The sequence below is a fragment of the Cellvibrio polysaccharolyticus genome (assembly GCF_015182315.1).
Taxonomy (GTDB): Bacteria; Pseudomonadota; Gammaproteobacteria; order Pseudomonadales; family Cellvibrionaceae; genus Cellvibrio; species Cellvibrio polysaccharolyticus.
In genome coordinates this window covers 1,409,850-1,430,819 of sequence record NZ_PRDL01000001.1, presented here as the reverse complement: position 1 = coordinate 1,430,819, position 20,970 = coordinate 1,409,850, and the positions used below count along the sequence as shown (strand labels likewise).

21 protein-coding genes and 2 tRNA genes are annotated in these 20,970 nt (G+C 52.9%); 10 read left to right on the top strand and 13 right to left on the bottom strand.

The features are described from left to right. Positions 1 to 8: 8 nt before the first annotated feature. From bamC to queE, 7 genes are all read right to left on the bottom strand, one after another. A complete protein-coding gene (bamC, locus tag C4F51_RS06095; protein WP_193908104.1) occupies positions 9 to 1,229 on the bottom strand; it encodes an outer membrane protein assembly factor BamC in 1,221 nt (406 codons plus the stop codon). A 9-nt stretch (positions 1,230 to 1,238) separates the two neighbouring features. Beyond that, the gene (gene dapA / locus C4F51_RS06090) at positions 1,239 to 2,114 is read right to left on the bottom strand and encodes a 4-hydroxy-tetrahydrodipicolinate synthase (RefSeq protein WP_193908103.1); all 876 of its coding nucleotides are present in this window, start codon (positions 2,112 to 2,114) and stop codon (positions 1,239 to 1,241) included. Between the two features lie 118 nt (positions 2,115 to 2,232). Further along, positions 2,233 to 3,294, bottom strand: coding sequence for a quinolinate synthase NadA (gene nadA, locus C4F51_RS06085; protein ID WP_193908102.1), 1,062 nt, complete (start codon positions 3,292 to 3,294; stop codon positions 2,233 to 2,235). Between the two features lie 217 nt (positions 3,295 to 3,511). After that, positions 3,512 to 3,587: transfer RNA gene (locus C4F51_RS06080), tRNA-Lys, on the bottom strand. Between the two features lie 62 nt (positions 3,588 to 3,649). Continuing rightward, positions 3,650 to 3,725, bottom strand: a tRNA-Lys gene (locus tag C4F51_RS06075). Positions 3,726 to 4,015: 290 nt separating this feature from the next. Then, the gene (gene queC, locus C4F51_RS06070; protein WP_193908101.1) at positions 4,016 to 4,699 is read right to left on the bottom strand and encodes a 7-cyano-7-deazaguanine synthase QueC; all 684 of its coding nucleotides are present in this window, start codon (positions 4,697 to 4,699) and stop codon (positions 4,016 to 4,018) included. Between the two features lie 30 nt (positions 4,700 to 4,729). Further along, on the bottom strand, positions 4,730 to 5,380 hold the full coding sequence (gene queE / locus C4F51_RS06065; protein WP_193908100.1) for a 7-carboxy-7-deazaguanine synthase QueE: 651 nt from the start codon (positions 5,378 to 5,380) through the stop codon (positions 4,730 to 4,732). A gap of 301 nt (positions 5,381 to 5,681) precedes the next feature. Between queE and C4F51_RS06060 the strand changes: the two genes are divergently transcribed. From C4F51_RS06060 to nagA, 3 genes are all read left to right on the top strand, one after another. Continuing rightward, positions 5,682 to 5,996: a hypothetical protein gene (locus C4F51_RS06060; protein ID WP_193908099.1), complete on the top strand. Its 315-nt coding sequence runs from the start codon at positions 5,682 to 5,684 to the stop codon at positions 5,994 to 5,996. A gap of 154 nt (positions 5,997 to 6,150) precedes the next feature. Then, the gene (locus tag C4F51_RS06055) at positions 6,151 to 7,209 is read left to right on the top strand and encodes an SIS domain-containing protein (protein WP_193908098.1); all 1,059 of its coding nucleotides are present in this window, start codon (positions 6,151 to 6,153) and stop codon (positions 7,207 to 7,209) included. Beyond that, entirely contained in the window at positions 7,209 to 8,354 is a 1,146-nt protein-coding gene (nagA, locus tag C4F51_RS06050; protein WP_193908096.1) for an N-acetylglucosamine-6-phosphate deacetylase, read from the top strand. The genes C4F51_RS06055 and nagA overlap by 1 nt, the downstream gene beginning before the upstream one ends. Before the next feature lie 115 nt (positions 8,355 to 8,469). Here nagA and C4F51_RS06045 read toward each other — a convergent pair whose 3' ends face one another. From C4F51_RS06045 to C4F51_RS06020, 6 genes are all read right to left on the bottom strand, one after another. Beyond that, positions 8,470 to 9,549 (bottom strand): acyltransferase family protein, encoded by a 1,080-nt coding sequence (locus C4F51_RS06045; protein WP_202987630.1) that lies wholly within the window; start codon positions 9,547 to 9,549, stop codon positions 8,470 to 8,472. A gap of 79 nt (positions 9,550 to 9,628) precedes the next feature. After that, the gene (nagP, locus tag C4F51_RS06040; RefSeq protein WP_193912389.1) at positions 9,629 to 10,942 is read right to left on the bottom strand and encodes an N-acetylglucosamine MFS transporter NagP; all 1,314 of its coding nucleotides are present in this window, start codon (positions 10,940 to 10,942) and stop codon (positions 9,629 to 9,631) included. A 120-nt stretch (positions 10,943 to 11,062) separates the two neighbouring features. After that, a complete protein-coding gene (locus C4F51_RS06035; RefSeq protein WP_193908094.1) occupies positions 11,063 to 11,248 on the bottom strand; it encodes a hypothetical protein in 186 nt (61 codons plus the stop codon). Further along, the gene (gene nagK / locus C4F51_RS06030) at positions 11,223 to 12,113 is read right to left on the bottom strand and encodes an N-acetylglucosamine kinase (protein WP_193908092.1); all 891 of its coding nucleotides are present in this window, start codon (positions 12,111 to 12,113) and stop codon (positions 11,223 to 11,225) included. The genes C4F51_RS06035 and nagK overlap by 26 nt, the downstream gene beginning before the upstream one ends. Before the next feature lie 489 nt (positions 12,114 to 12,602). After that, the gene (locus C4F51_RS06025; RefSeq protein ID WP_193908091.1) at positions 12,603 to 13,439 is read right to left on the bottom strand and encodes a DUF3014 domain-containing protein; all 837 of its coding nucleotides are present in this window, start codon (positions 13,437 to 13,439) and stop codon (positions 12,603 to 12,605) included. 144 nt (positions 13,440 to 13,583) lie between these two features. Beyond that, the gene (locus tag C4F51_RS06020; protein ID WP_193908090.1) at positions 13,584 to 14,501 is read right to left on the bottom strand and encodes a type 2 periplasmic-binding domain-containing protein; all 918 of its coding nucleotides are present in this window, start codon (positions 14,499 to 14,501) and stop codon (positions 13,584 to 13,586) included. 336 nt (positions 14,502 to 14,837) lie between these two features. Between C4F51_RS06020 and C4F51_RS06015 the strand changes: the two genes are divergently transcribed. The 7 genes from C4F51_RS06015 (at position 14,838) to C4F51_RS05985 (ending at position 20,943) form a co-directional block, all read left to right on the top strand. After that, positions 14,838 to 15,947 (top strand): AI-2E family transporter, encoded by a 1,110-nt coding sequence (locus tag C4F51_RS06015; protein ID WP_193908089.1) that lies wholly within the window; start codon positions 14,838 to 14,840, stop codon positions 15,945 to 15,947. A gap of 163 nt (positions 15,948 to 16,110) precedes the next feature. Further along, a complete protein-coding gene (locus C4F51_RS06010; RefSeq protein WP_193908088.1) occupies positions 16,111 to 16,731 on the top strand; it encodes an FKBP-type peptidyl-prolyl cis-trans isomerase in 621 nt (206 codons plus the stop codon). Positions 16,732 to 16,817: 86 nt separating this feature from the next. After that, positions 16,818 to 17,729: a recombination-associated protein RdgC gene (gene rdgC, locus C4F51_RS06005; RefSeq protein ID WP_193908087.1), complete on the top strand. Its 912-nt coding sequence runs from the start codon at positions 16,818 to 16,820 to the stop codon at positions 17,727 to 17,729. 96 nt (positions 17,730 to 17,825) lie between these two features. Next, entirely contained in the window at positions 17,826 to 18,317 is a 492-nt protein-coding gene (gene purE, locus C4F51_RS06000) for a 5-(carboxyamino)imidazole ribonucleotide mutase (RefSeq protein WP_193908086.1), read from the top strand. Positions 18,318 to 18,320: 3 nt separating this feature from the next. Further along, positions 18,321 to 19,409 carry a 5-(carboxyamino)imidazole ribonucleotide synthase gene (purK, locus tag C4F51_RS05995; protein WP_193908084.1) on the top strand — a complete coding sequence of 363 codons (1,089 nt, stop codon included), beginning with the start codon at positions 18,321 to 18,323 and terminating at the stop codon, positions 19,407 to 19,409. A 175-nt stretch (positions 19,410 to 19,584) separates the two neighbouring features. Further along, positions 19,585 to 20,328 (top strand): fumarate/nitrate reduction transcriptional regulator Fnr, encoded by a 744-nt coding sequence (gene fnr / locus C4F51_RS05990; protein WP_193908082.1) that lies wholly within the window; start codon positions 19,585 to 19,587, stop codon positions 20,326 to 20,328. A gap of 3 nt (positions 20,329 to 20,331) precedes the next feature. Then, complete coding sequence (locus tag C4F51_RS05985) at positions 20,332 to 20,943, top strand: DUF4202 domain-containing protein (RefSeq protein ID WP_193908080.1); 612 nt, start codon at positions 20,332 to 20,334, stop codon at positions 20,941 to 20,943. The last annotated feature ends 27 nt before the right edge of the window (positions 20,944 to 20,970 follow it).

The following is a 20,970-nucleotide window of genomic DNA, read 5'->3' as shown; positions in this document are numbered from 1 at the left end:
CGCGAAAATCAGATCAGGTTTTTACGAATAGCCGTCAACATGTCACGTGCCTGTCGCGGATCAATACGCTTGCCGTAAGGATCTCGCAAACGCACGGTCAGGTCGCCGTCAACACCGCTAACCAGCAACAGGTAACCCGGTGCTTTGGGCAGTTGTTTTTCAGCGTCACGCTTGGAGTAAGGCGCGCCGTCGAGCGCTTCACCGGTTGGCAGATTTTGCGTAATTTCTTCCAGGGTGTAAGGGCTGCTGATTTTCACCTGCTCTTCTTCAGAAACACCGGCAATGGCGCTAACCACTTTGGAATTGCGCAACCCGGCCCATTTACGGGCGAACCAGCCAGGGCCATCAGCATCCGGCTTACGGTATTGCACGTAGAAAATACCGGTTTCCGAGTTGTTTTCGTAAGGTGTAAAACCATCCTGTTTTACCGCATGCGCCAAAGTACCCAGCGCACGGGCGCGGTCAAGACGCAGGTTTAACACAGGCTCGTTACGCACCGTTACCAGACCGGCCTTGGCTGAACCGCCAATGGTCTGTGCCAGCAGCGAGGTGCCGCCTTCAGTAACATCACTTGCCAGGGTTGCAGAAAGTTCATCCAGCAGCCACTTTTCACGCTCCGGATTGCTCGATGCTGCAGGCCATGATAAACCGGCAGTCTGCTTGGCGTCGTTAGGGATGCTCATGTGCAAAATATGAATTTCGCTGGTTTCCGGCTGAACACCCTGATCAATCTGGATGCGATAGCGATCGTGAGTAGTCAGGTCGGTTTTAAATTGAATCCAGTCGGTTTCAATCACACCGCTGCCAATATCTGCGGTGTTAACGGTCAGGCCGTTAATATTGAGAAAACTGCGCACTCGCGGCCAGACTTCGCCGGGTGAAACGTTCATCAAAATCCAGGTCTGACTGCCAAGACGCTGAATTTTTACGCTTTCTTCCAGCAAGTTGGAGGAAATTGGCAACGGACGGGGTACATCGTAAGCCAGGCCGGTTTCGTCAAAGTCCGATTGTTTGATAGGAGGAATCGGGTACAAATCGCCCATTGCACGCTTGTCCAGATTTTCATCCAGTTTTAACGGCGCAATATTATCGGCTTTCTGGTAGTCACCACCGCGATTGCGGAACCAGCCTTCTTCGCCGAAAAACATACCGCACCCGGACATGGAAAAACTCAACAATCCCAGCGTGGCGTAAAACGCCGGCTTTCTTATGGCAGTCATTATTGTCATGAATAGTCTCTAAAGCAGCCCGGCAGCCTGCAGGGCAGATTTAACCTGTGAATGATACTGCGCTGACAAGGGAGTCAGAGGCAGGCGTATACCGGCTTGAATCAAGCCCAATTGCTCAACCGCCCATTTGACAGGAATCGGGTTGGACTCAACAAACATAGCGTCATGAAGGGGCAGCAACTTATCGTTGATAGCCCGTGCCTCATCCGCCTTTCCAGCCAGTGCCAGCTCACACATCTGTGCAATGGCTCGTGGTACGACATTCGCGGTGACAGAAATATCCCCATGCCCCCCTAAAAGAATCAATTCCACGGCGGTTGCATCGTCACCGGAGATAATACCGAAGCCTTCCGGTGCCTGCTCAACCAGCAAACGTGCCCGGTCCAGCTTACCGGTTGCTTCTTTAACAGCCACGATGTTGGGCACCGCCGCAAGACGCAAAATAGTCTCTGGCAGCATGTCGACACCGGTTCTACCCGGTACGTTGTAAAGAATCTGGGGAATGGCAACGGCTTTGGCAATGTGCTGATGATGCAGAAACAAGCCTTCCTGGGTCGGCTTGTTGTAATAGGGAGTAACCAGCAGGCAGGCGTCGGCGCCGGCATTTTTAGCGGCTTCTGTGAGTTCTACCGCTTCGCTGGTGGAGTTGGCGCCGGTACCGGCAATAACCGGGATGCGGCCATTAACCTGATCAACCACGCGCTTGATTACAGCAAGGTGCTCATCCACGTCCAGGGTTGCCGATTCACCGGTGGTACCTACGGCAACGATTGCATGTGTGCCCTGCTCAAGGTGCCAATCCACCAGCTTGTGGAGACTGTTCCAATCAAGCGAATTATCGGCGTTCATCGGGGTTACCAGGGCAACCATACTGCCTTGAATCATTGAGCACTCCATCAGACAGGAAAAGGGCAAAGAGAATGGTTCTAACGAACAGAAGCGCAATGGTACTGACAGGCGACGCGGGAAACAAGCGCGACACCAGTCAGAAGCGGGACAGTAGTTACTTTTTGAAGTCGAGCATGCGTTGCAGCGGGATCATCGCCTGGCGCGCCAGCTCCGGATCAACGTGAATCTCGTTGTCGGTGCGCTCAAATACGTTGACCAGATTCTCCAGTACATTCATCGCCATCCACGGGCAATTGGCGCAGCTGCGACAAGTTGCTCCATTACCGGCAGTGGGCGCGATATGGAAAGTTTTGTCCGGATTGCGCTGCTGCATCTTGTAGAAAATGCCCTGATCGGTGGCAACGATAAAATCCTTGTTCGGCAGGGTCGTCGCGGCGTTGATCAGCTGCGAGGTAGAACCAACCACATCCGCCAGATCCACCACCGCTTTGGGTGACTCGGGGTGCACCAGTACTGCGGCATCCGGGTACAGCAATTTGAGGTCGTACACCCCTTTTGCCTTGAACTCTTCATGCACAATACAGGCGCCGTCCCACAGTAGAACATCCGCGCCGGTTTTTTGCTGCACGTAACTGCCCAGGTGCTTGTCCGGCGCCCAGAGAATTTTTTTACCCTGGCGATCCAGATAGTCGACCACATCCAGCGCAATGCTGGAGGTTACCACCCAATCAGCGCGCGCTTTTACGGCAGCCGAGGTGTTGGCATAGACCACCACTTCGCGGTCAGGGTGTTGATCGCAAAATGCCGAGAACTCTTCAATCGGGCAACCCAGGTCCAGCGAACAGGTCGCCTCCAGGGTTGGCATCAACACGCGCTTTTCAGGGGTGAGGATTTTTGCCGTTTCGCCCATAAATTTTACGCCGGCAACCACCAGCGTTTCGGCGGGATGGTTTTTACCGAAGCGCGCCATCTCCAGCGAGTCGGAAACGCAGCCACCGGTTTCTTCGGCCAGCGCCTGAATCACCGGATCGGTGTAGTAATGCGCAACCAACACCGCATTGTGTTTTTTTAACAGCGCTTTGATTTGATTTTTAAGCGCTTCTTCCTCTTCCGGCGTATGTGCCGGGGTATCCCATGCATGGGCCAGATGCTGACGAACCAGCTCGGCTGCTGCATCAACATTATTGTCTGCAAGACTGACTTTATTTGCCGCCATAGATTTCACCACCACGTGCTGTGAGCAGACAGTCTACCATGAGCCGACTGCTTCGATTCATTCTCAGGGTATAGCAAAAAAATTTGATGCCGGAATGGCGTAATAAAAAAATAGCCGGGAGCCATTTAAATGCCGCCTGCGCGGCCGCCCGAAGGACGTCAACTGCAAAATAACGAGCAATAAAAAAGGGATGCCATGGGCATCCCTTTTTAGAAGGTGGTGGGTCGTGCTGGATTCGAACCAGCGACCAATTGGTTAAAAGCCAACTGCTCTACCGACTGAGCTAACGACCCGGGTAAACCGGTTTTTCTACAATCTGTCTTCGCCGGGTGTTGCTGGCAAAGATTTTTAAAAGTGGTGGGTCGTGCTGGATTCGAACCAGCGACCAATTGGTTAAAAGCCAACTGCTCTACCGACTGAGCTAACGACCCTGAGTGAGGCGCGTATATTAATGATTTTTCTGAGGAAAACAAGCGCTTGAATAAAAAAAATTAAAAAAACTTTTAGCTGAATATTTTTTGTTCGCCCGTCGAAATTGCCTGAATTGCTATTCAACCGGCAGCGCACCGGTGCAATGCCTGATGCGTTAAACCCCGTACAACGGCAGGAAGAAAGCTTACCCCGCCTGTCGTCCGTTACCTTTTAAAGCAGCTATTAAATAACTGTTTTGATGCCTGACGACAGTTGGTTAGCAAAATAAAACCATAAGAGCAGCGCGAGCTTATGCACCGGACTGATAACGGGTTGGATCTTTAATACCCGCCTGCTCAAAACCGATACGCCGCAACCGGCAACTGTCACAGACACCGCATGCAAGCCCCTCTTCCGTCGCCTGATAGCAGGAGACGGTAGTTCCATAGTCAATGCCCAGCGTTAAACCCAGCTTAACGATTTCAGCTTTGCTCATGTTCATCAGCGGCGCCTGTATCCGTAACGCCTGCCCTTCTACGCCGGCACGGGTGGCCAGATTGGCCATGGTTTCATAGGCCTGAATATATTCCGGGCGACAATCCGGGTAGCCGGAAAAATCTACCGCGTTAACACCAATAAAAATGTCGTTGGCGCCCAGCACTTCGGCCCAACCCAGCGCGATGGATAAAAACACCGTATTACGGGCGGGTACATAAGTGACCGGAATGCCGGCGGTTTCTTCTTCCGGTACGGCGAGGCTGTCATCGGTTAACGCCGAACCGCCAATGCTGCGCAAATCCAGAGTGACCACCTTATGCTGCACGCTGCCCAACAAGGTGGCAGTACGACTGGCGGCCAGCAATTCAGCCCTGTGCCGCTGCCCATAATCAAAACTGATGGTGTAACAGGCATAGCCCTGGCTTCGGGCGATGGCCAGCACCGTGGTGGAATCCAGACCACCGGAAACCAGAATAACGGCTTTCTTTTGACTCATATCCACCTCGCCTTATTGACTGCCACGCTGTTAGTGTCCGGGGGCGTCATTCCATAGCAATTTGTGCAATTGCAATTGGAAACGCACCGGCAAATTATCCGCCAGAATCCACTCTGCCAAAGAGAGCGGCGTTATTTGCCCGAATGCCGGTGAAAACAAGACTTCGCCTGCGCGCTGCACAAGGGCATATTCATCCACCTTGAAGCGCGCCCATTCGTAATCTTCCCGGCTGCAAATCACAAACTTGACCTGATCGCGGGCGGTCAACAACGCCATGTTTTCATAACGGTTGCGCGCCACCTCATCCGACCCCGGTGTTTTCAGGTCAACCACCCGGCTAACGCGCGGGTCAACATTATCGATCGGCAAGGCACCACTGGTTTCCAGCGACACGTCATAACCGGCATCACACAAGCGGGTGAGCAAGGTCAAACATTCGCGTTGCGCCAGGGGCTCGCCACCGGTGACACAAATGTAGCGGGGATTGTGGCTGGCAACTTCATCACAAATGGCATCGAGGGACATACGAGTACCGCCATAAAAGGCGTACTCGGAATCACAATAGCCGCAACGCAACGGACACCCGGTGAGGCGCACAAAAACCGTGGGCAACCCTACGGTGTTGGATTCGCCCTGCAAGGAATAGAAAATTTCAGTGATTTTGAGTGTTGCGTCAGTCATGAGATAGCAAGCCGGACTTCAGGGTCGGTATAGGAGAAACAGCCGCGCAGTCTAACCAAAGCGGCGGTTGATTGCGAGAAAAGCGACCACAACCCGGGGCTTCATTTGCCCGGTAAAGCGCTGCACTGATATGCTGCACGATGCGCGCCGATGCAGCCTTGACCGACATAGCGATAAACAGATCCACCATAAGGGTTTAAGGCCTGCCTTATGTCACGTCAAAGTACAGCCATGGCATCGGCACATTCCGTAAGGGTCGAAAGGCCGTTTTGTTCGACTCACCGCAACCGATATTGCTTTTATGAAGCCAACCAAAACCAAGCGTGAAATACGCAATGAGCTACAGGAACAAATTGATGCCTTTTTGCATCAAGGGGGAGCTGTGGCTGAAATACCTCGCGGTATTAGCGGTCGGGAAGATACTTCGGCGCCGCTTCGCCATGTATTTATAGGGCCGCCCAGCGAAGACCGCACGCTGGTGTCAGACGTAGTGGCCGCGATAGAATCCCGAAAAAAACCGGCTCCGCATCGCCCTACTCATAAACCGCGCCCGAAGAAGAAAATTATTCTCGACGACTTTGGCCAACCGTTGCGTTGGGAGTGGGTTGAAGAATAACCCTTCCGGAAAACTGCCGCCCTTAACCTCTGCTCGTTTACTGCCTGTTTCAATCCCCCATTAAAACTCCTTCAGCCAAGGCTTTACATCCCCCGGAAAGCAGTCCACAATGACAACGTTGTCTTAACCACTTCCTTCAGAGGCAAATTTGCTTATGTCTTCGACACCCGATACCACCGCCATTCAGCCGGAAACGACCCTGATGTTTCAGGAAGCCGCCGATGCAGCCGCGGTGGTTGCCCGCCAGCTGACTGAAAATGCGCCGCTGTTAAAAGCCGCCGTAGAGCGAATAAAAGCCTTCGCACCTAACGCGATTGTCACCTGCGCTCGCGGCAGTTCAGACCATGCAGCCACTTATGCCAAATACCTGTTTGAAACCCGTGTGGGCTTGTTAACTTCGTCGGCGGCACCGTCGGTGACATCCATTTACAGCGCCCGTCAACGCCTGGAAGGCACGCTCTACATCGCGATCTCCCAGTCCGGAAAAAGCCCTGACCTGCTCGCCAGCGTCACCCAGGCAAAAGAAGCGGGCGCACTAACCCTGGCTTTCGTTAACGTGGAAGACTCTCCTCTTGCAGCGCTGGTGGATATTGTTATTCCGTTGCGCGCCGGTGCAGAAAAAAGTGTGGCGGCAACCAAATCCTACCTCGGCACTCTGGCTGCCATTTTGCAATTGGTTGCCGTCTGGTCCGACGATCAGCCCTTGCAGCAAACCGTACAAGCATTACCGCAAGCGCTGGGCAAAGCCTGGCAATGCGACTGGCAAAGCGCCGTTGACACCCTGCGCGATGCCCGCAATTTATTTGTCATTGGTCGTGGCATAGGTTTTGGCGCCGCTCAGGAGGCAGCACTGAAATTAAAAGAAACCTGCGGTTTGCATGCCGAAGCTTTCAGTGCCGCCGAAGTAAAACACGGCCCTATGGCAATTGTCGGCGAAGGTTTTCCGGTGCTGATTTTTTCCCAGCAGGATCAAACCACCGTCAGCACCGATGCCTTGATTGATGACTTCCAGGCGCGTAATGCAAAACTGATGGTAGCCAGTGAAGGCTATCAGGGCCCCGGTGCATTGCCGGTGGTAGATCAGGCAGATCCTGTTATCGCACCGCTATTGGCGGTACAAAGTTTTTATCGCATGGCCAATGCGCTCTCTATTGCACGCGGTTACAATCCGGACCAACCCCCTCACCTGCGCAAAGTAACGGAGACCGTGTAATGAGCACTGCCCTGATCAATGGCGTTATTTTTACCGGCGAACATTGGCTGACAGATCACGCGGTTATTGTTGATGGGCAGCTGATTACCGCGGTATGCCACATCAATGAAATGCCGGCGTCGGTTACGGAAAAAATCGATCTGCAACAACAACGTTTGTTGCCAGGTTTGATTGACACCCAGGTGAATGGCGGCGGCGGTGTACTTTTTAATGACGCCCCCACCGTTGAAACCTTGAGAATTATGGGCGATGCCCACCGCCAATATGGTACCACCGGGTTTTTGCCAACGCTGATCAGTGATGATCTTGAGGTTGTAGAAAAAGCCATCGCCGCGGTAGCGCAAGCTATTGAGGAAGAGGTTCCCGGCGTGCTGGGTATTCACCTTGAAGGCCCCTTTCTCAACCCGTTGCGCAAAGGCATTCATAACGCTGAAAAATTTCGCATTCTCGACGACGACGCAGCGCGCTTGCTAACGTCCCTCGCGAATGGCAAAACGCTGATTACCCTCGCGCCGGAATTGACGACACCGGCAATGATCCGGCAGCTGCGCGCTACCGGTGCAGTGGTTGCCGGTGGCCACAGTGCGGCCAATTACGAAGAAACCCGCCTTGCTCTGGACGCCGGCATGAACAGCTTTACGCACCTGTTCAATGCCATGACGCCACTCACCAGCCGCGAACCCGGCATGGTAGGCGCCGCGCTGGAAGATCGCGACAGTTGGTGCGGTATTATTGTTGATGGTTACCATGCCCACCCGGCCTCACTCAAAGTTGCGGTTGCGGCAAAAACTCGCGGAAAAATGGTGCTGGTTACCGATGCAATGCCAACGGTAGGTGCGGTTGAAAAATCGTTTGTTTTAAACGGAGAAACCATTTACAGCAAGGATGGCCGTTGCGCATCTGCCGCTGGCACGCTGGCCGGTTCTGATCTGGATATGCTGAGTGCAGTGCGTAATACCACGCGCCTGCTGGATATCGGCATTGGTGAAGCCGCACGCATGGCTTCCGAATACCCGGCCGCCATGATCGGACTGCAACACACCCTGGGTGCCATTAAAAAAGGTTACGTGGCCAGTATGATTCTGGTAGATGACCAACTCAACTTGTTACGCAGCTGGATTAACGGCAAGCAAAACACCAACTGATTGACCGCGAGGCGCGCACACAAGGCGCCTATTCTCTCCACGACTCTACCTCTTATTTACCCCTCCTTGAAATCAGGCCTCTTGAAAAAGAGGCCTGATAAACGAGCATTTACCGCTACAACGCAATAATAATTTTCTTTCTGTCCAGCCACCAGGCCACCAGCCACATGAGTGCCACATTCAACAGAGCAAAACACAAAGAAGCATTCAATGGTGAGAACACCAGGCTCAGCTGCGCAAACAGCCACTGATAAAACGATTGGCCACCAACCGGAATCAGGTACATGGTTTTCGCCCAGAGAATTGACAAGGCGTAAATAAACAGCGGGTTTTTGCCCGGCAAGGTAAGTGCATGCAAAACACCGCGGAAAGCGGCAATATTCTCCAGGCGGATCAACGCCAGCAACACGATCACCGCCACACCGCTGGTTAACAACACAAAAGAACTGGTCCACAAATATTTATTGATCGGGAAAAAGGGATGCCAGATCAACCCGATTGCAACCATAGCAACACCCGCGACCAGCAACATTTTTTGCGCGTGGTTTTTATTTTCTGCAGCGACCAGGTAACGGGTAATTTCAAAACCGATCAACACCTGAACAATGGACGGCAAGGTACTGAGAATACCTTCCGGGTCAAAGGCGATGCCTTTACCGCGCCAGACATGGTTTTCCCCCAGCAGCAGCAAATCTATTTGACGCACCACCGAGTGCTCCAGACTGTAAGGATCTGCCGACAACTGTAATATCAGCCAATATCCCAGCAGCAATACCAGCGCCGCAATCAGCCGTCCGGTGAGCGGCAGATAAAGCACTATCCAGATGGCAAAGAAATAGGCCAGCGCAATACGCTGCAGCACGCCGGGAATACGCAACTCTTGCAAGGCTACGGAAAACGGAAAGGCGTTAAGGAATAAACCGATCAAAAAAATCAGCAGGCTGCGCCGAAAAATCTTGGAAAATTGCTGCGTAAAAGTCAGGTCACGCAATGACCGACCGGAGAACACCATCGCCGCACCAACCATGAACAAAAAGAACGGAAATACATAGTCAGTAGGTGTGGCACCATGCCAATCGGCGTGCAGTAGCGGTGCATACACATAACTCCAGGATCCCGGTGTATTCACCAGAATCATCAGCAGTAGCGTCAGCCCTCTCATTACGTCCAGCGCCATAAAACGTTGCTTCACCATACCTACCTCGTCTATCGATAAAAGCAAAAAAAACGGACGCTTTAAGGCGCCCGTAAAAAATCACCTGACCAGGCCAACGCTAGGATTTGGAAAAGCGCCAGTGTGTCAAGGTGTGCCCTTTCATTGCATAAAACAGCATAAATAAATAGCAAGGTGTCATCACCAGATAAGCCGTTTGCCGCCCTACACCATCAACCATCGCGAATCCGTTCATCACCACTGGCAAAATAGCACCGCCGGATATAGCCATAATCAACAAGGCCGAACCGGTACTGGTAAAACTGCCCAGGTCGCGCAACGCCATTGGCCAAATTGCCGGCCAGACAATCGCATTCGCCAACCCCAACAAGGCGAGAAAGAAAACGGTATTGGGTAGCGCCGGAAAACCGAGTGGTACCAGAAAAATATTGGCCATCGAGGCTGAATCGTTACTGCCAAAAACAATCGACAGGCTCAATACCACACCCAGTACCGCCGAAGCCAACAAGGCTTTTTGCTGGGAGATAAAGCGGGGAATAGTAATCACACCCAGAATGTAGCCAATAACCATAAACGACATGGTGAAGGAGGTCAGCGTGGCAAAACCTTCGTAGCCCAGACTGCGGCCGTAAGAGCCAATGGTGTCACCGGCAATCACTTCCACGCCCACATACAAAAACAAGGCAACAACACCCAGCACCAGATGCGGGTAGTTAAACGCCGAATCTTTTTGGGCATCCACTTTGGGCTCTTCGGTTTCAAGAGCCAATTTAGGCAGCGGTGCAAATTTCACAGCCAACGCCAGCAACCCGATAAACAGCCCCATGCAGATATAGGGCATCACCAGATTGTCCGCCAGAGCATTAATATCTTCCTGCGTCGGTGTTTCGCTGGAAAAATCTTTCATACCGCCGAGAATCAGCGCGGCAAATACCATAGGAGCAATAACGCCAGCGGATTTATTCAAAATCCCCATAATACTGATGCGGGCAGCGGCTGAGGCTTCCGGGCCGATTTTTACGACGTAGGGGTTTACCGCAGTTTGCAGTAAGGTCTGGCTGGCACCCATCATAAATTGCGCCAGTAAAAACAAACTGAACATATGGGTTTTGGCGGCGGGAATAAACATAAATGCCGCCACTGCCATACCGGCCATACCCAGTGCCATACCATTTTTATAACCGACGCGCCGAATCACCCAGGCAGACGGAATCGCAAATACCGTTACGGCGATGTAAAAAGAAAATAAAATAAACGATGCCTGCACCGGTGTTAATGACAACACCAATTCCAGATAAGGCATGAGCGAGCCATTAAGCCAGGTAGCGAACCCGAGAATAAAGAACAAAATGGCAATAATTGCCATGGGGATGACACTGCTCTGCGCTTTGGTTGTGTTTTGTTCCACCGCCATATCCATAACCTGTTTCCTGTGGGTGATCGAATTACAGGCGTCATGCACAGCATTCAAAAAACCTGAACACCATCAACCAACTCTGGTCAGCACGACACCGGTGATCCGGTTGTCTGTCAATTATTTTTTTCCCGGCAAAAACTTTTTTATTTGTTCTCTGGTGATATCTGAATCACCAGCGATGATAGGTTTAATCGTCAATCGTTTTAAAGCAACCTCAACAACACTTATAACAAGCTGCTGACAAAAATTTGTAAAAAACGCCAACAAAACAGTTACATCACAAACCGCTTTGCTGGCGTGCATAAAACACGGCGCCATATTCCGGCTGCGCCAAAGGTTCGGACAGACGACTGGCAACAGATGCTTCCAGCCATGGCACCAGACGATGCGATAAGCCACCGATGAATGACATTCTCGTCACACCGGTTTGCCACAACATGTTTGCCATGTCGCTCATATAAGCCGCACCTTCTTCAAGAATACGCAGCGCCACAGCATCTTGCTGCTCTGCGCCGTTGAGCACCAGAATGGCGAACTTCGCATAATCACTGGATTTCGCGTTGGCCATTTTGTCGACGATCATAACGCCTTTGGCTTGCAGGGTTTCTTCCATCCATTCGCGAATGATTGTGTCCGGCCCCAGCCCGTCAGAAGCCAGTAATACAGCCTTGATCGCTTCAAGGCCCATCCATGCACCGCTGCATTGATCGCCAAACGGAAAGCCGTGCGCGCCCAAAATAGTTGCTTGCCCATTCACCCAGGAATAACCACAGGAACCGGTACCGGCAACCAGCACCGCACCTTCATTTTGTTTATGTGCACCGAGGCAGGCAATGTGTAAATCGGTGGTCAGATACATGTTTGAAAAAGGATGCTTCCAGTTGTTGATCACTGAAAACAGACTGGGCAAATTTACCCCCGCCAAGCCGACACCGGCTATCAGGCGGCTTTTCATCTCTATCGGCAAACCGGCATCGGCAAGCGCCAATTCGGTAGCAGCCACAATAGAGTCCAGCGTGCGTTGCACCCCATGAAAAGGATTGGCTGGCCCTCCAATACCTGTACCCAATAACTGATCCCGGGTGTTGTAAATTGATGCACGGCATTTGCTGCCGCCGCCATCAATGCCAAGAAAAAAAACGTCATCGTGTGTTGGCACTGTGGCCATAGTTAACCTCGTCTCACCAAGCGTTTGCAGCGATTCATAACACACACCTCTCACGACATGTCGGGTTTCGCGGTTGCAACACAGCTAACCTGCTCGCGATTGTCGGCGGTAATGGTCTGGTTGTCAGAGCTCCGTTTTCTGTCGAAAAATGTTGATGCCCGAACGGACATCAACCAAGGGAGATCCATGATAGAAAGATAACAACCGGTAGTTGCTGCGCACCATTTGACTACTGTGCAATTCACAAGCAGCAAACAATGTAATGACACTCACCGGAGAGAGCAGCCATCTCATCGCAGGATCAAAGTTACGCCGCAAAGACAACGTTGTCAAACAATATTTCATGCTGACCATCCGATGGCAAATAATTTACCGCCACCGTCATCACCAGAAGCCGGGCCAGGCTGCATTATCAAGCAGGACATTGCGATAAAAACAGAAGGGAAAAGCGGAGGAAAACAGCCCCGGTATCCGGGGCTGCAAAAAGACTTATTCAGTAATACGCTCTTTCAGAGCTTTCAGGCTGTTTTGCAGGCTGCGGGTATTTTCCGGCCCCATGCGCAATAACAGCTTGTGCGTGGAGGGCAGCGCTTCTACTTCTTCATCAGCATATTGGTAGAACACTTTGGGCTGCACCAGCTCAAGCGGTTGCTCAATAACCGGGGCGGCCAGCAAATGATCAATCGCTCGTACCAGTACGGTATGGAAGTTACCTTTCTTCAGGCCCATCTCGGCATGCGCTTCTTCGAGCAAGGGGTAAAAGCGCTGATAGAAAGCTGCCAGCGCATCCGTATCCAGCAATGCCACCAGCGTGACCAGCGAATCGTAACGGTGGTAGTTTTCAGCGTTGATCAAAAAGCGTGGCTGCTGCACACCCACGGTGGAAACCCGCTCGGTAACGAAGCCGGACGCCGGCGAGGTGATAGGACGGTACTCATGCACCACCTTGCCTTCTTCAACCGCGTTCACCGCCCTTACGAATTTGCGGATAATTTCCTGCGGCACGACAAAGGCCAACGTCTGGGCAGAGAGGTTTTGCAATGCGGCCAGCACACTGGTGTCACTTTCATTCAACCCGGGCAACGGCTCTGCCTGCACTACCGGCGCCGGTGGCTCATAGACCGGAGGTTCTTCATTGGTCACGGCGGGATCGGTACGGGGCGGCAGTACACCGGTTTGCTCAGGCTCAACAGGCAGCAACTGAAATTCGGGTTGCTCCTGCTCGCCACGGCCATTGAGATAGAAAAAAGCCATCACCCCCAGGGCTGCCAGAGCAACCAGCAGCAGCATGGTTTTGACAGAACGGTCACCGGAATCACGGGTCATACAAAATTCCTTGCACAGTAGAATTTGGACAAGTTGCGCTACGCCACAATAAGACACAGCACAAAGATGAAGAGTAGGACAAAACGTCGTTTAACGAGTTCATTTTGCAACGCTGTCTGGCCCCGACTCACTCGGGCTGCCAGCTTACCTTGATACACCGCCACGATCAGTGCGCGCTTCCACAGGGCCATCTTTATCTATCCAGTAGCGCGCACCCGGCGGTGGCCAGACATCCGGCAAGCCGGGGTTTTCAAGCTGGATCAATCGCCGGGGCCCGGCGTTCAGCTCTGCCAACCCCTGCTTGACCCGCGGATGTTCATTAAAAAATGTATCAAACCGGCCGTCTTTTATCAGGCTCACCAACCCGCTTTCAATACGCTCGGCCAGCGCGGTATTTTTAGGGCTGACAAAATAGTAGACGGCGGTAGGATATTCGAGCATTAAACCCCGCTCAACGACCAGCTCGTCATCATCCAGACTGGACAGCTCGTGCCAGGCTTCGGTAACAGCGCGCGGATAATAGTCAAACCGCTCTGCCTTCAACATTTTGATCAGTGAGCCGGAGCGATTGGCGGTGGTTACGCGCAGGTTGTTGGCTTGCAGCACATCAACATCGGGCCAATGCATCCCCTGACCTGCCACCAGCTGGCTGAGATCTTCCAGCGTATTGATCTTGTCGAAGCGCGCCTGATCCTGCTTGCGGATGATAAAAACCCGCTTGCCAAACAAACCGCGAAATAAAGGAATACGCACCGGCAGCAACAGCGATTCCCGGTGCTTGCTGGTCATCGTCCAGATCACCTGATTGCCGGTATCGTGTTGTAACAGATAGACCCAGCGCGCCTGGGAATAAGGCCAGCGCGCATAGCGAAAAACAATCTCCTCGTCCGGCGCCTTACTTTCTTCCAAGGCCAAACGCAGCAAATCCAGATAGTAGTTTTGAGGTTCGGAGTTATCAAAGGTAGGGATATCAATAACCACCTGACGCGGCTCCGCCGCCCAAGCCAGGTTACTGATTAACCACACTGTCAACACGCCGATAAAGCGTTTGCCTGAACGCACATTCCTCTCCCTTTGGCGATACGGTCTGCCGCAACAGCTACCCGCTGGCAATTGCACCCACACAAGCAGCGGTTAAAAAATTTATGCCGTGCCGATAGGGAGGAAACTATACTCCAATCGACAATACCCTGTCGTGGAGGATAACCTGGTGATCTGACCGGTTTCACCCTCCTGAAAATATTTTCCACAGTTGTTGCAGTTTCAGCAGCTATGCCGGTGATCCGCCGGTAAGCCAGGCATAAGAAGATTATTTGATCGCGCCTTAACAGGACTCCTGCCATACCGTATAGTCAATCGCTACGGCCACCACTCTACTTTAATAACGGTACTACTTTCATGCACGACAAACTGGAGATTCGAGCGTTTTTACTCTTTCTCGTCCTCGTCACTATCGCTTTTTTCTGGGTACTCAAACCTTTTTTCGGAGCGGTTTTCTGGGCCTGCGCCATTACGGTTATTTTTCATCCACTGAACCAGCGGTTGCTAAGAAAATTCAAAGGTCGCCGCAACCTTACCGCACTGGCAACCTTGTTACTGTGCATCCTGGTGGTGATATTACCGGTGATATTTATTGTTTCTTCGGTGGTTGCCGAAGGTGTCTCGCTCTATGAAAAACTGCAATCCGGCGAGGTTAATCCGGCGGTGTACATTGAACAGGTGCGCTCTGCCTTCCCCCTGCTGGAACAAACCCTCGAACGCTTTAATATCGAGCTGGATAACCTCACCGACCAGGCCGGCGATGCCGCCATTGCCAGCGGTAAGTTTCTTGCCCAACACACCTTCAGCATCGGCCAGAATGCATTCAGCTTTTTAATCAACATCGCGCTGATGCTGTATATGACGTTCTTCTTCCTGCGCGATGGCGACAAGCTGGTTAACCTGCTGATTCGCGCACTGCCGCTGGGCGATGCACGCGAACGCCAACTGTTTACCAAATTTGCCGAAGTCACCCGGGCCACCATTAAAGGCAACCTGGTCGTCGCCATTGTGCAAGGCAGCCTCGGCGGCCTGATTTTCTGGCTGCTCAATATTCAGGCGGCTATCCTGTGGGGGGTGTTGATGGCTTTTCTGTCATTACTGCCGGCAGTGGGCGCCTCGCTGGTATGGATTCCTTTCGCGGTCTATTTATTGGCGACCGATCAGGTCACTAATGGTCTGATTCTTATCGCCTTCGGGGCGATCGTTATCGGCCTGGTTGACAATATTCTGCGCCCGATTCTGGTAGGCCGCGACACCCGCATGCCGGATTACCTGATCCTGCTCACCACTTTGGGCGGTATAGCCTTGTTCGGCATCAGCGGCTTTGTTATGGGGCCGGTGATTGCGGCACTCTTCATCGCTTTCTGGGGTATTTTTATGCACGAGTTCCAGAGAAAAGAACCGGAACCCGCTGCACCCGCCCCGGAAGAAGCCGGCCCGCCACTGCCGCCGCCCGGCGCCATCTGACCCCGAGCCGGCTCTGCGTTCAAAGCCCCGCCTGATGCGGGGCTTTGCATTTCAAGCAGTATCAATTTTGCCGGGTTGGCGGTTTTACGAGGCAATCGAATCAACAGCCGGGGACGGTTCTGTTACACTTCCCGGCCTTTTTTACCATCAATGGACATAACGCATGACTGAGCAATATCTCACTCCGGAAGCCAAAGCCAGCTACGGCATTGGTCGTCAAATGGGCGAACAACTCGCCGCCAATCCATTTGAAGGCGTTGTTAACAGCGCCGTTGCCGCCGGCCTGATTGATGCGCTGGAAGGCAAGGAAAGCACCGTTTCCCGTGCTGACCTGGAAGCTGCTTTTGGTGTTATCAGCCAGCGCATGCAGGAAGTACAGGCTGCCAAAGCCAAAGAACTGGCCGGTGCCGGTGAAGCCTTCCTGGCCGAGAATGCTAAAAAAGCGGGTATTACCACCACCGCATCCGGCTTGCAGTACGAAGTTATTACCGAGGGCGAAGGTGCCAAACCTACCGCCACCTCTCGCGTAAAAACCCATTACCACGGCACCCTGATTGACGGCACGGTATTCGATTCTTCCTACGACCGTGGTCAGCCAATTGATTTCGCGGTTAACGGCGTGATTGCCGGTTGGACTGAAGCCCTGCAATTGATGCCGGTTGGTTCCAAGTGGCGCTTGTACGTTCCTTACAACCTCGCCTACGGTGAGCGTGGCGCCGGTGCCGCTATCGGCCCTTTCTCCACCCTGATTTTTGATGTTGAGTTGCTCGACATCGTTGGCTGATAAGCCGGATACCCGGCGCAGTAATGTGCCGGGTATCGCCTTCCCGAATATTATCTTCCCTTCTGTTTGTTGTTCGGACTATTGCCATGTGGTTTAAAAACCTGCGTTTATACCGTCTTACCGAAAAGTGGACCCTGTCGCCTGAAGAGTTGCACAGCGCGCTTGAGCCTTTTATTTTCAACCCTTGTGGCAGCCTCGACCCGATGCGCTACGGCTGGGTTGCGCCGCTGGGACGCCACGGCAGCGAGCTGGTGCATGTCACTAACGGCTACATCATGATTTGCGCGCAAAAACAGGAAAAAATCCTGCCAGCCTCGGTTATCAACGAGCAGCTGGAACAAAAAGTGGTTGCACTCAGCGAAGCAGAATCGCGCAAAGTGGGCCGCAAAGAGCGTCAGGAATTGAAAGATGAAATTATCTTTTCCCTGTTGCCACGTGCATTTACCCGCACCTCTCAGGATTTTGCCTACATCGCCCCGCAGGATGACCTGATTGTGGTCAATGCGTCTTCAGCCAAGCGCGCCGAAGATATGTTAAGCGCCCTGCGTGAAGCGCTGGGAAGCCTGCGCACCCTGCCGCTGACCACCAAAAACGCCCCGCCACAGGTTATGACCCATTGGCTGCGTTCGGATGAATTGCCTCAGGACATCCAGTTGGGTGACGAGTGCGAGCTGAAAGCCAGTAAGGACGAACGGGTTATTCGCTGCAAGAAGCTGGATCTGCAAGCCGAAGAAATCATTCGTCACCTCGATGGAGGCATGTTCGCCAACAAGGTCGCTATCAGCTGGAACGAAGCTATCCACTGCATTATTGATGAAGAGCTGGCCATTAAACGGGTCAAGTTCGACGACAAGATTTACGACCAGGCCAACGACCGCAACCCGGAAAGCTACGCCGAACAATTCGACGCGGATTTTTCCATCATGACGCTGGAATTGAAGAGCTTTATCAACTCGCTATTACACGCGTTTGGTGGCGAAAAAGAGCCCGCTGTTTAAGGCCTCCGGTTAACCGGCAAGAGACTGGGGTTAGCGCCATGCTTATGGTAAGATGCGCGCCTTTTTTCTGATATGCCGACATACAGGTAATCTGTTATGAGCAATAAAGTCGCTGTGATCATGGGCTCCAAAAGTGATTGGTCCACCATGCAGTCTGCGGTAGAAATTCTGCAGCAGCTGGGCGTGAGTTACCACACTGAAGTGGTTTCCGCCCATCGCACTCCGCAGAAACTCACCGAGTTCGCTGAACAGGCGGTAGACCAGGGCTATGCGGTCATTATCGCCGGCGCTGGCGGTGCTGCGCATTTGCCAGGCATGATCGCCGCTCACACCCGCTTGCCGGTCTTGGGCGTGCCGGTACAAAGCAAGGCGCTGAACGGTATGGACAGCCTGTTATCCATTGTGCAAATGCCCAAAGGTATTGCCGTGGGTACGCTGGCCATCGGTGTTGCCGGTGCTTTCAATGCCGGTTTACTGGCCAGCCAGATTCTGGCAGTAACCGACCCGGCACTGGCAGAGCGTCTGGAAGCATTCAGACATGCGCAAACCCAGGCCGTACTGGACAATCCCGATCCGAGTGTTGAGTAAACCATGAGCAGTTCTTCTACTATTTGGGTGCTGGGCGCCGGACAACTGGGCGCCATGCTGCAAACCGCTGGTCGTCCCCTGAATCTGGATGTTCGCCCGGTAGATATCGAATCGGCCAGCGCTCCGGCGCTGCAACCGGACGATCTGGTCACTGCCGAGCGCGAACAATGGCCCGCCTCGATTGCGACTGACGCACTGGCCGCACACGCCCGTTTCGTCAACCGCGATGTTTTCGGGTTACTGGCCGACCGCAAAACCCAAAAATCCCTGATTGATGAACTGCACCTGGCAACGGCTCCCTGGCAAGCGGTGGAAGCAAACACCACCGAAGCAGCATTGCACACCCGTCTGGGTGAGCGCGTACTGTTAAAACGCCGCACCGGTGGCTACGATGGCCGCGGACAACACTGGCTGCGTCAACCGCAACAGGACACCATCCCGAGCGACTGGTATGGTCAGGCGATTGCCGAACAGGCCATCGCTTTTGATGAAGAAGTGTCTCTGGTTGGCGCCCGTGATGCGCAAGGTAACTGTGTTTTCTATCCATTGACGCTGAATCTGCACGTTAACGGTATTTTGCTCGGCTCTGTTGCCCCCCTGAACCGCCTTGCTCACTTGCAGGCACAGGCAGAACACATGCTTTCTGCCCTGCTCAACAAGCTGAATTATGTGGGTGTGATGGCCATGGAGTGTTTCCGCACCGGCGATCACCTGATGATCAACGAGCTGGCACCCCGCGTACACAACAGCGGCCACTGGACCCAGGCCGGCGCCAGCATTAACCAGTTTGAGTTGCATTTGCGCGGCGTCAGCGGTTTGCCACTGGGCTCGCCGGTGATCAAAGGCACCAATGTGATGGTTAACCTGGTCGGCACCGAACAACAAACCGCCTGGCTGGCCGTACAAGGCGCCGAGCAAATCTGGTATGGCAAGGAAGTGCGCCCGGGGCGCAAAGTGGGCCACATCAATTTTTGCGGCAACAGCGCCGGCCTGAAAACCTCGTTGTCTGCCCTGCAAAACCATTTGCCCGACAACTATGCCGACGTCATTGCATGGCTGACCGCGCAACTGGACAGCGACCACCCTCAGTAAACATCTCACTCTTCACCACCTGTTTTACACAGAACAGGTGGTGAATCGCAGCAAACAGCCATACCAGCGGTTAATTGATCCTAATCAACTATTTACCCCCGATTGTAAAGCTGCAACAATTCCCCTCAGTAGTCTCACTCAAAGCAAGCCTTTTTGGTTTGTCACAGGTTTAGCCATGACCAGTACTCCCGCCAAAAACAACGCCACCTGCCCTCATGACAAGCGGGTATCCTGCGGTAACTGCCGCCTGAACACGATCTGCCTGCCCATTACTTTTCATGTGGATGACATTGATCGCCTCAATGACATTATCCAGCGCGGCCGGCCGCTACAAAAAGGCGAATATCTCTACCGCGCCAACGACACGTTCCAATCAGTGTTTGCAATTCGATCCGGTGCGGTAAAAGCCCTCACGCTGAGTGATAGCGGCAGCGAACAAATCACCGGCTTTTATCTGCCGGGCGAAGTGGTGGGCATGGACGGTATTGCCGATAACCGCTACACCAACTCGGTTATCGCGCTGGAAACGTCTTCTGTTTGTGAAATCCCTTTCAGCCGCATGGAAGACCTGAGCCTGCAAATTCCCAGCTTGCAGCGACACTTTTTCCAATTGCTGAGCCGTGAAATTACCCAGGATCAGCACATCATTGCTCTGCTCAGTAAAAGCAGTGCAGAAACCCGTATCGCCGCCCTGCTGCTGAGCATTTCCAGTCGTAACAGCCGCCGCCAATTGTCGGCAACACAATTTCACCTGCCCATGTCCCGTACCGATATGGGTAACTTTTTAGGTTTGACCATTGAAACGGTCAGCCGGATTTTTTCACGCTTGCAAAAACAGGGCGTTCTCGCCGTGGATAAAAAAGAAATTACTATTCTGGATTTGCCAGCCCTGACTACGCTTTCAACCGAGAATCATTGACCCGTGGTAAACACTGACCAACGCTTGCAGCTTGTCTTTTCCGCCATTGATAAACTCAATCATGAAGACCCCAATACCACCCTGGTAGAGGGCAAACCGGTAGCCAATGAATGGCTTTACGGCCAGCGCATGAGCGCACAACTCGCCGCCTTCCGTCCGGACGCTGACGAACTGCTGCAAATTGCTGTGCGCGCGCAACATATTGGCCGCTGGAAAATTCCCCGCAGCGATTACCCGATGGATCGCCAGGGCTACAAACGCTGGCGCACTGATCTGGCACGCCTGCATGGCGAAATCACCGGAAAATTAATGAGCGAGCACGGCTACGCCGAAGACGACATTACTCGCGTGGCTGACCTGCTGCTAAAGAGAAATCTCAAACGCGATAATGACGCCCAGACGCTGGAAGATATTGCCTGCCTGGTTTTTCTGGAGTTTTATCTGGCCGATTTCGCCAACAAACACGCTGAAGACAAGCTGATCGACATCATTCGCAAAACCTGGAACAAGATGTCGGAAAACGGCCATAAAGCAGCCCTGCAATTGCCTTTTGACGAAGCAATGCTAACGTTGATTGGCAAAGCCCTGACACCGGGCGACAAACCGGTACATTAAGGCCCCGCCAGCGCAACCAATCCTTTG

What these genes read in the sequence shown, in the direction of transcription:
- bamC (WP_193908104.1), bottom strand. Translation starts at nt 1,229, where the DNA reads ATGACAATAATGACTGCCATAAGAAAGCCGGCGTTTTACGCCACGCTG.
- dapA (WP_193908103.1), bottom strand. Translation starts at nt 2,114, where the DNA reads ATGATTCAAGGCAGTATGGTTGCCCTGGTAACCCCGATGAACGCCGAT.
- nadA (WP_193908102.1), bottom strand. Translation starts at nt 3,294, where the DNA reads ATGGCGGCAAATAAAGTCAGTCTTGCAGACAATAATGTTGATGCAGCA.
- queC (WP_193908101.1), bottom strand. Translation starts at nt 4,699, where the DNA reads ATGAGTCAAAAGAAAGCCGTTATTCTGGTTTCCGGTGGTCTGGATTCC.
- queE (WP_193908100.1), bottom strand. Translation starts at nt 5,380, where the DNA reads ATGACTGACGCAACACTCAAAATCACTGAAATTTTCTATTCCTTGCAG.
- C4F51_RS06060 (WP_193908099.1), top strand. Translation starts at nt 5,682, where the DNA reads ATGAAGCCAACCAAAACCAAGCGTGAAATACGCAATGAGCTACAGGAA.
- C4F51_RS06055 (WP_193908098.1), top strand. Translation starts at nt 6,151, where the DNA reads ATGTCTTCGACACCCGATACCACCGCCATTCAGCCGGAAACGACCCTG.
- nagA (WP_193908096.1), top strand. Translation starts at nt 7,209, where the DNA reads ATGAGCACTGCCCTGATCAATGGCGTTATTTTTACCGGCGAACATTGG.
- C4F51_RS06045 (WP_202987630.1), bottom strand. Translation starts at nt 9,549, where the DNA reads ATGGTGAAGCAACGTTTTATGGCGCTGGACGTAATGAGAGGGCTGACG.
- nagP (WP_193912389.1), bottom strand. Translation starts at nt 10,942, where the DNA reads ATGGCGGTGGAACAAAACACAACCAAAGCGCAGAGCAGTGTCATCCCC.
- C4F51_RS06035 (WP_193908094.1), bottom strand. Translation starts at nt 11,248, where the DNA reads ATGCACGCCAGCAAAGCGGTTTGTGATGTAACTGTTTTGTTGGCGTTT.
- nagK (WP_193908092.1), bottom strand. Translation starts at nt 12,113, where the DNA reads ATGGCCACAGTGCCAACACACGATGACGTTTTTTTTCTTGGCATTGAT.
- C4F51_RS06025 (WP_193908091.1), bottom strand. Translation starts at nt 13,439, where the DNA reads ATGACCCGTGATTCCGGTGACCGTTCTGTCAAAACCATGCTGCTGCTG.
- C4F51_RS06015 (WP_193908089.1), top strand. Translation starts at nt 14,838, where the DNA reads ATGCACGACAAACTGGAGATTCGAGCGTTTTTACTCTTTCTCGTCCTC.
- C4F51_RS06010 (WP_193908088.1), top strand. Translation starts at nt 16,111, where the DNA reads ATGACTGAGCAATATCTCACTCCGGAAGCCAAAGCCAGCTACGGCATT.
- rdgC (WP_193908087.1), top strand. Translation starts at nt 16,818, where the DNA reads ATGTGGTTTAAAAACCTGCGTTTATACCGTCTTACCGAAAAGTGGACC.
- purE (WP_193908086.1), top strand. Translation starts at nt 17,826, where the DNA reads ATGAGCAATAAAGTCGCTGTGATCATGGGCTCCAAAAGTGATTGGTCC.
- purK (WP_193908084.1), top strand. Translation starts at nt 18,321, where the DNA reads ATGAGCAGTTCTTCTACTATTTGGGTGCTGGGCGCCGGACAACTGGGC.
- fnr (WP_193908082.1), top strand. Translation starts at nt 19,585, where the DNA reads ATGACCAGTACTCCCGCCAAAAACAACGCCACCTGCCCTCATGACAAG.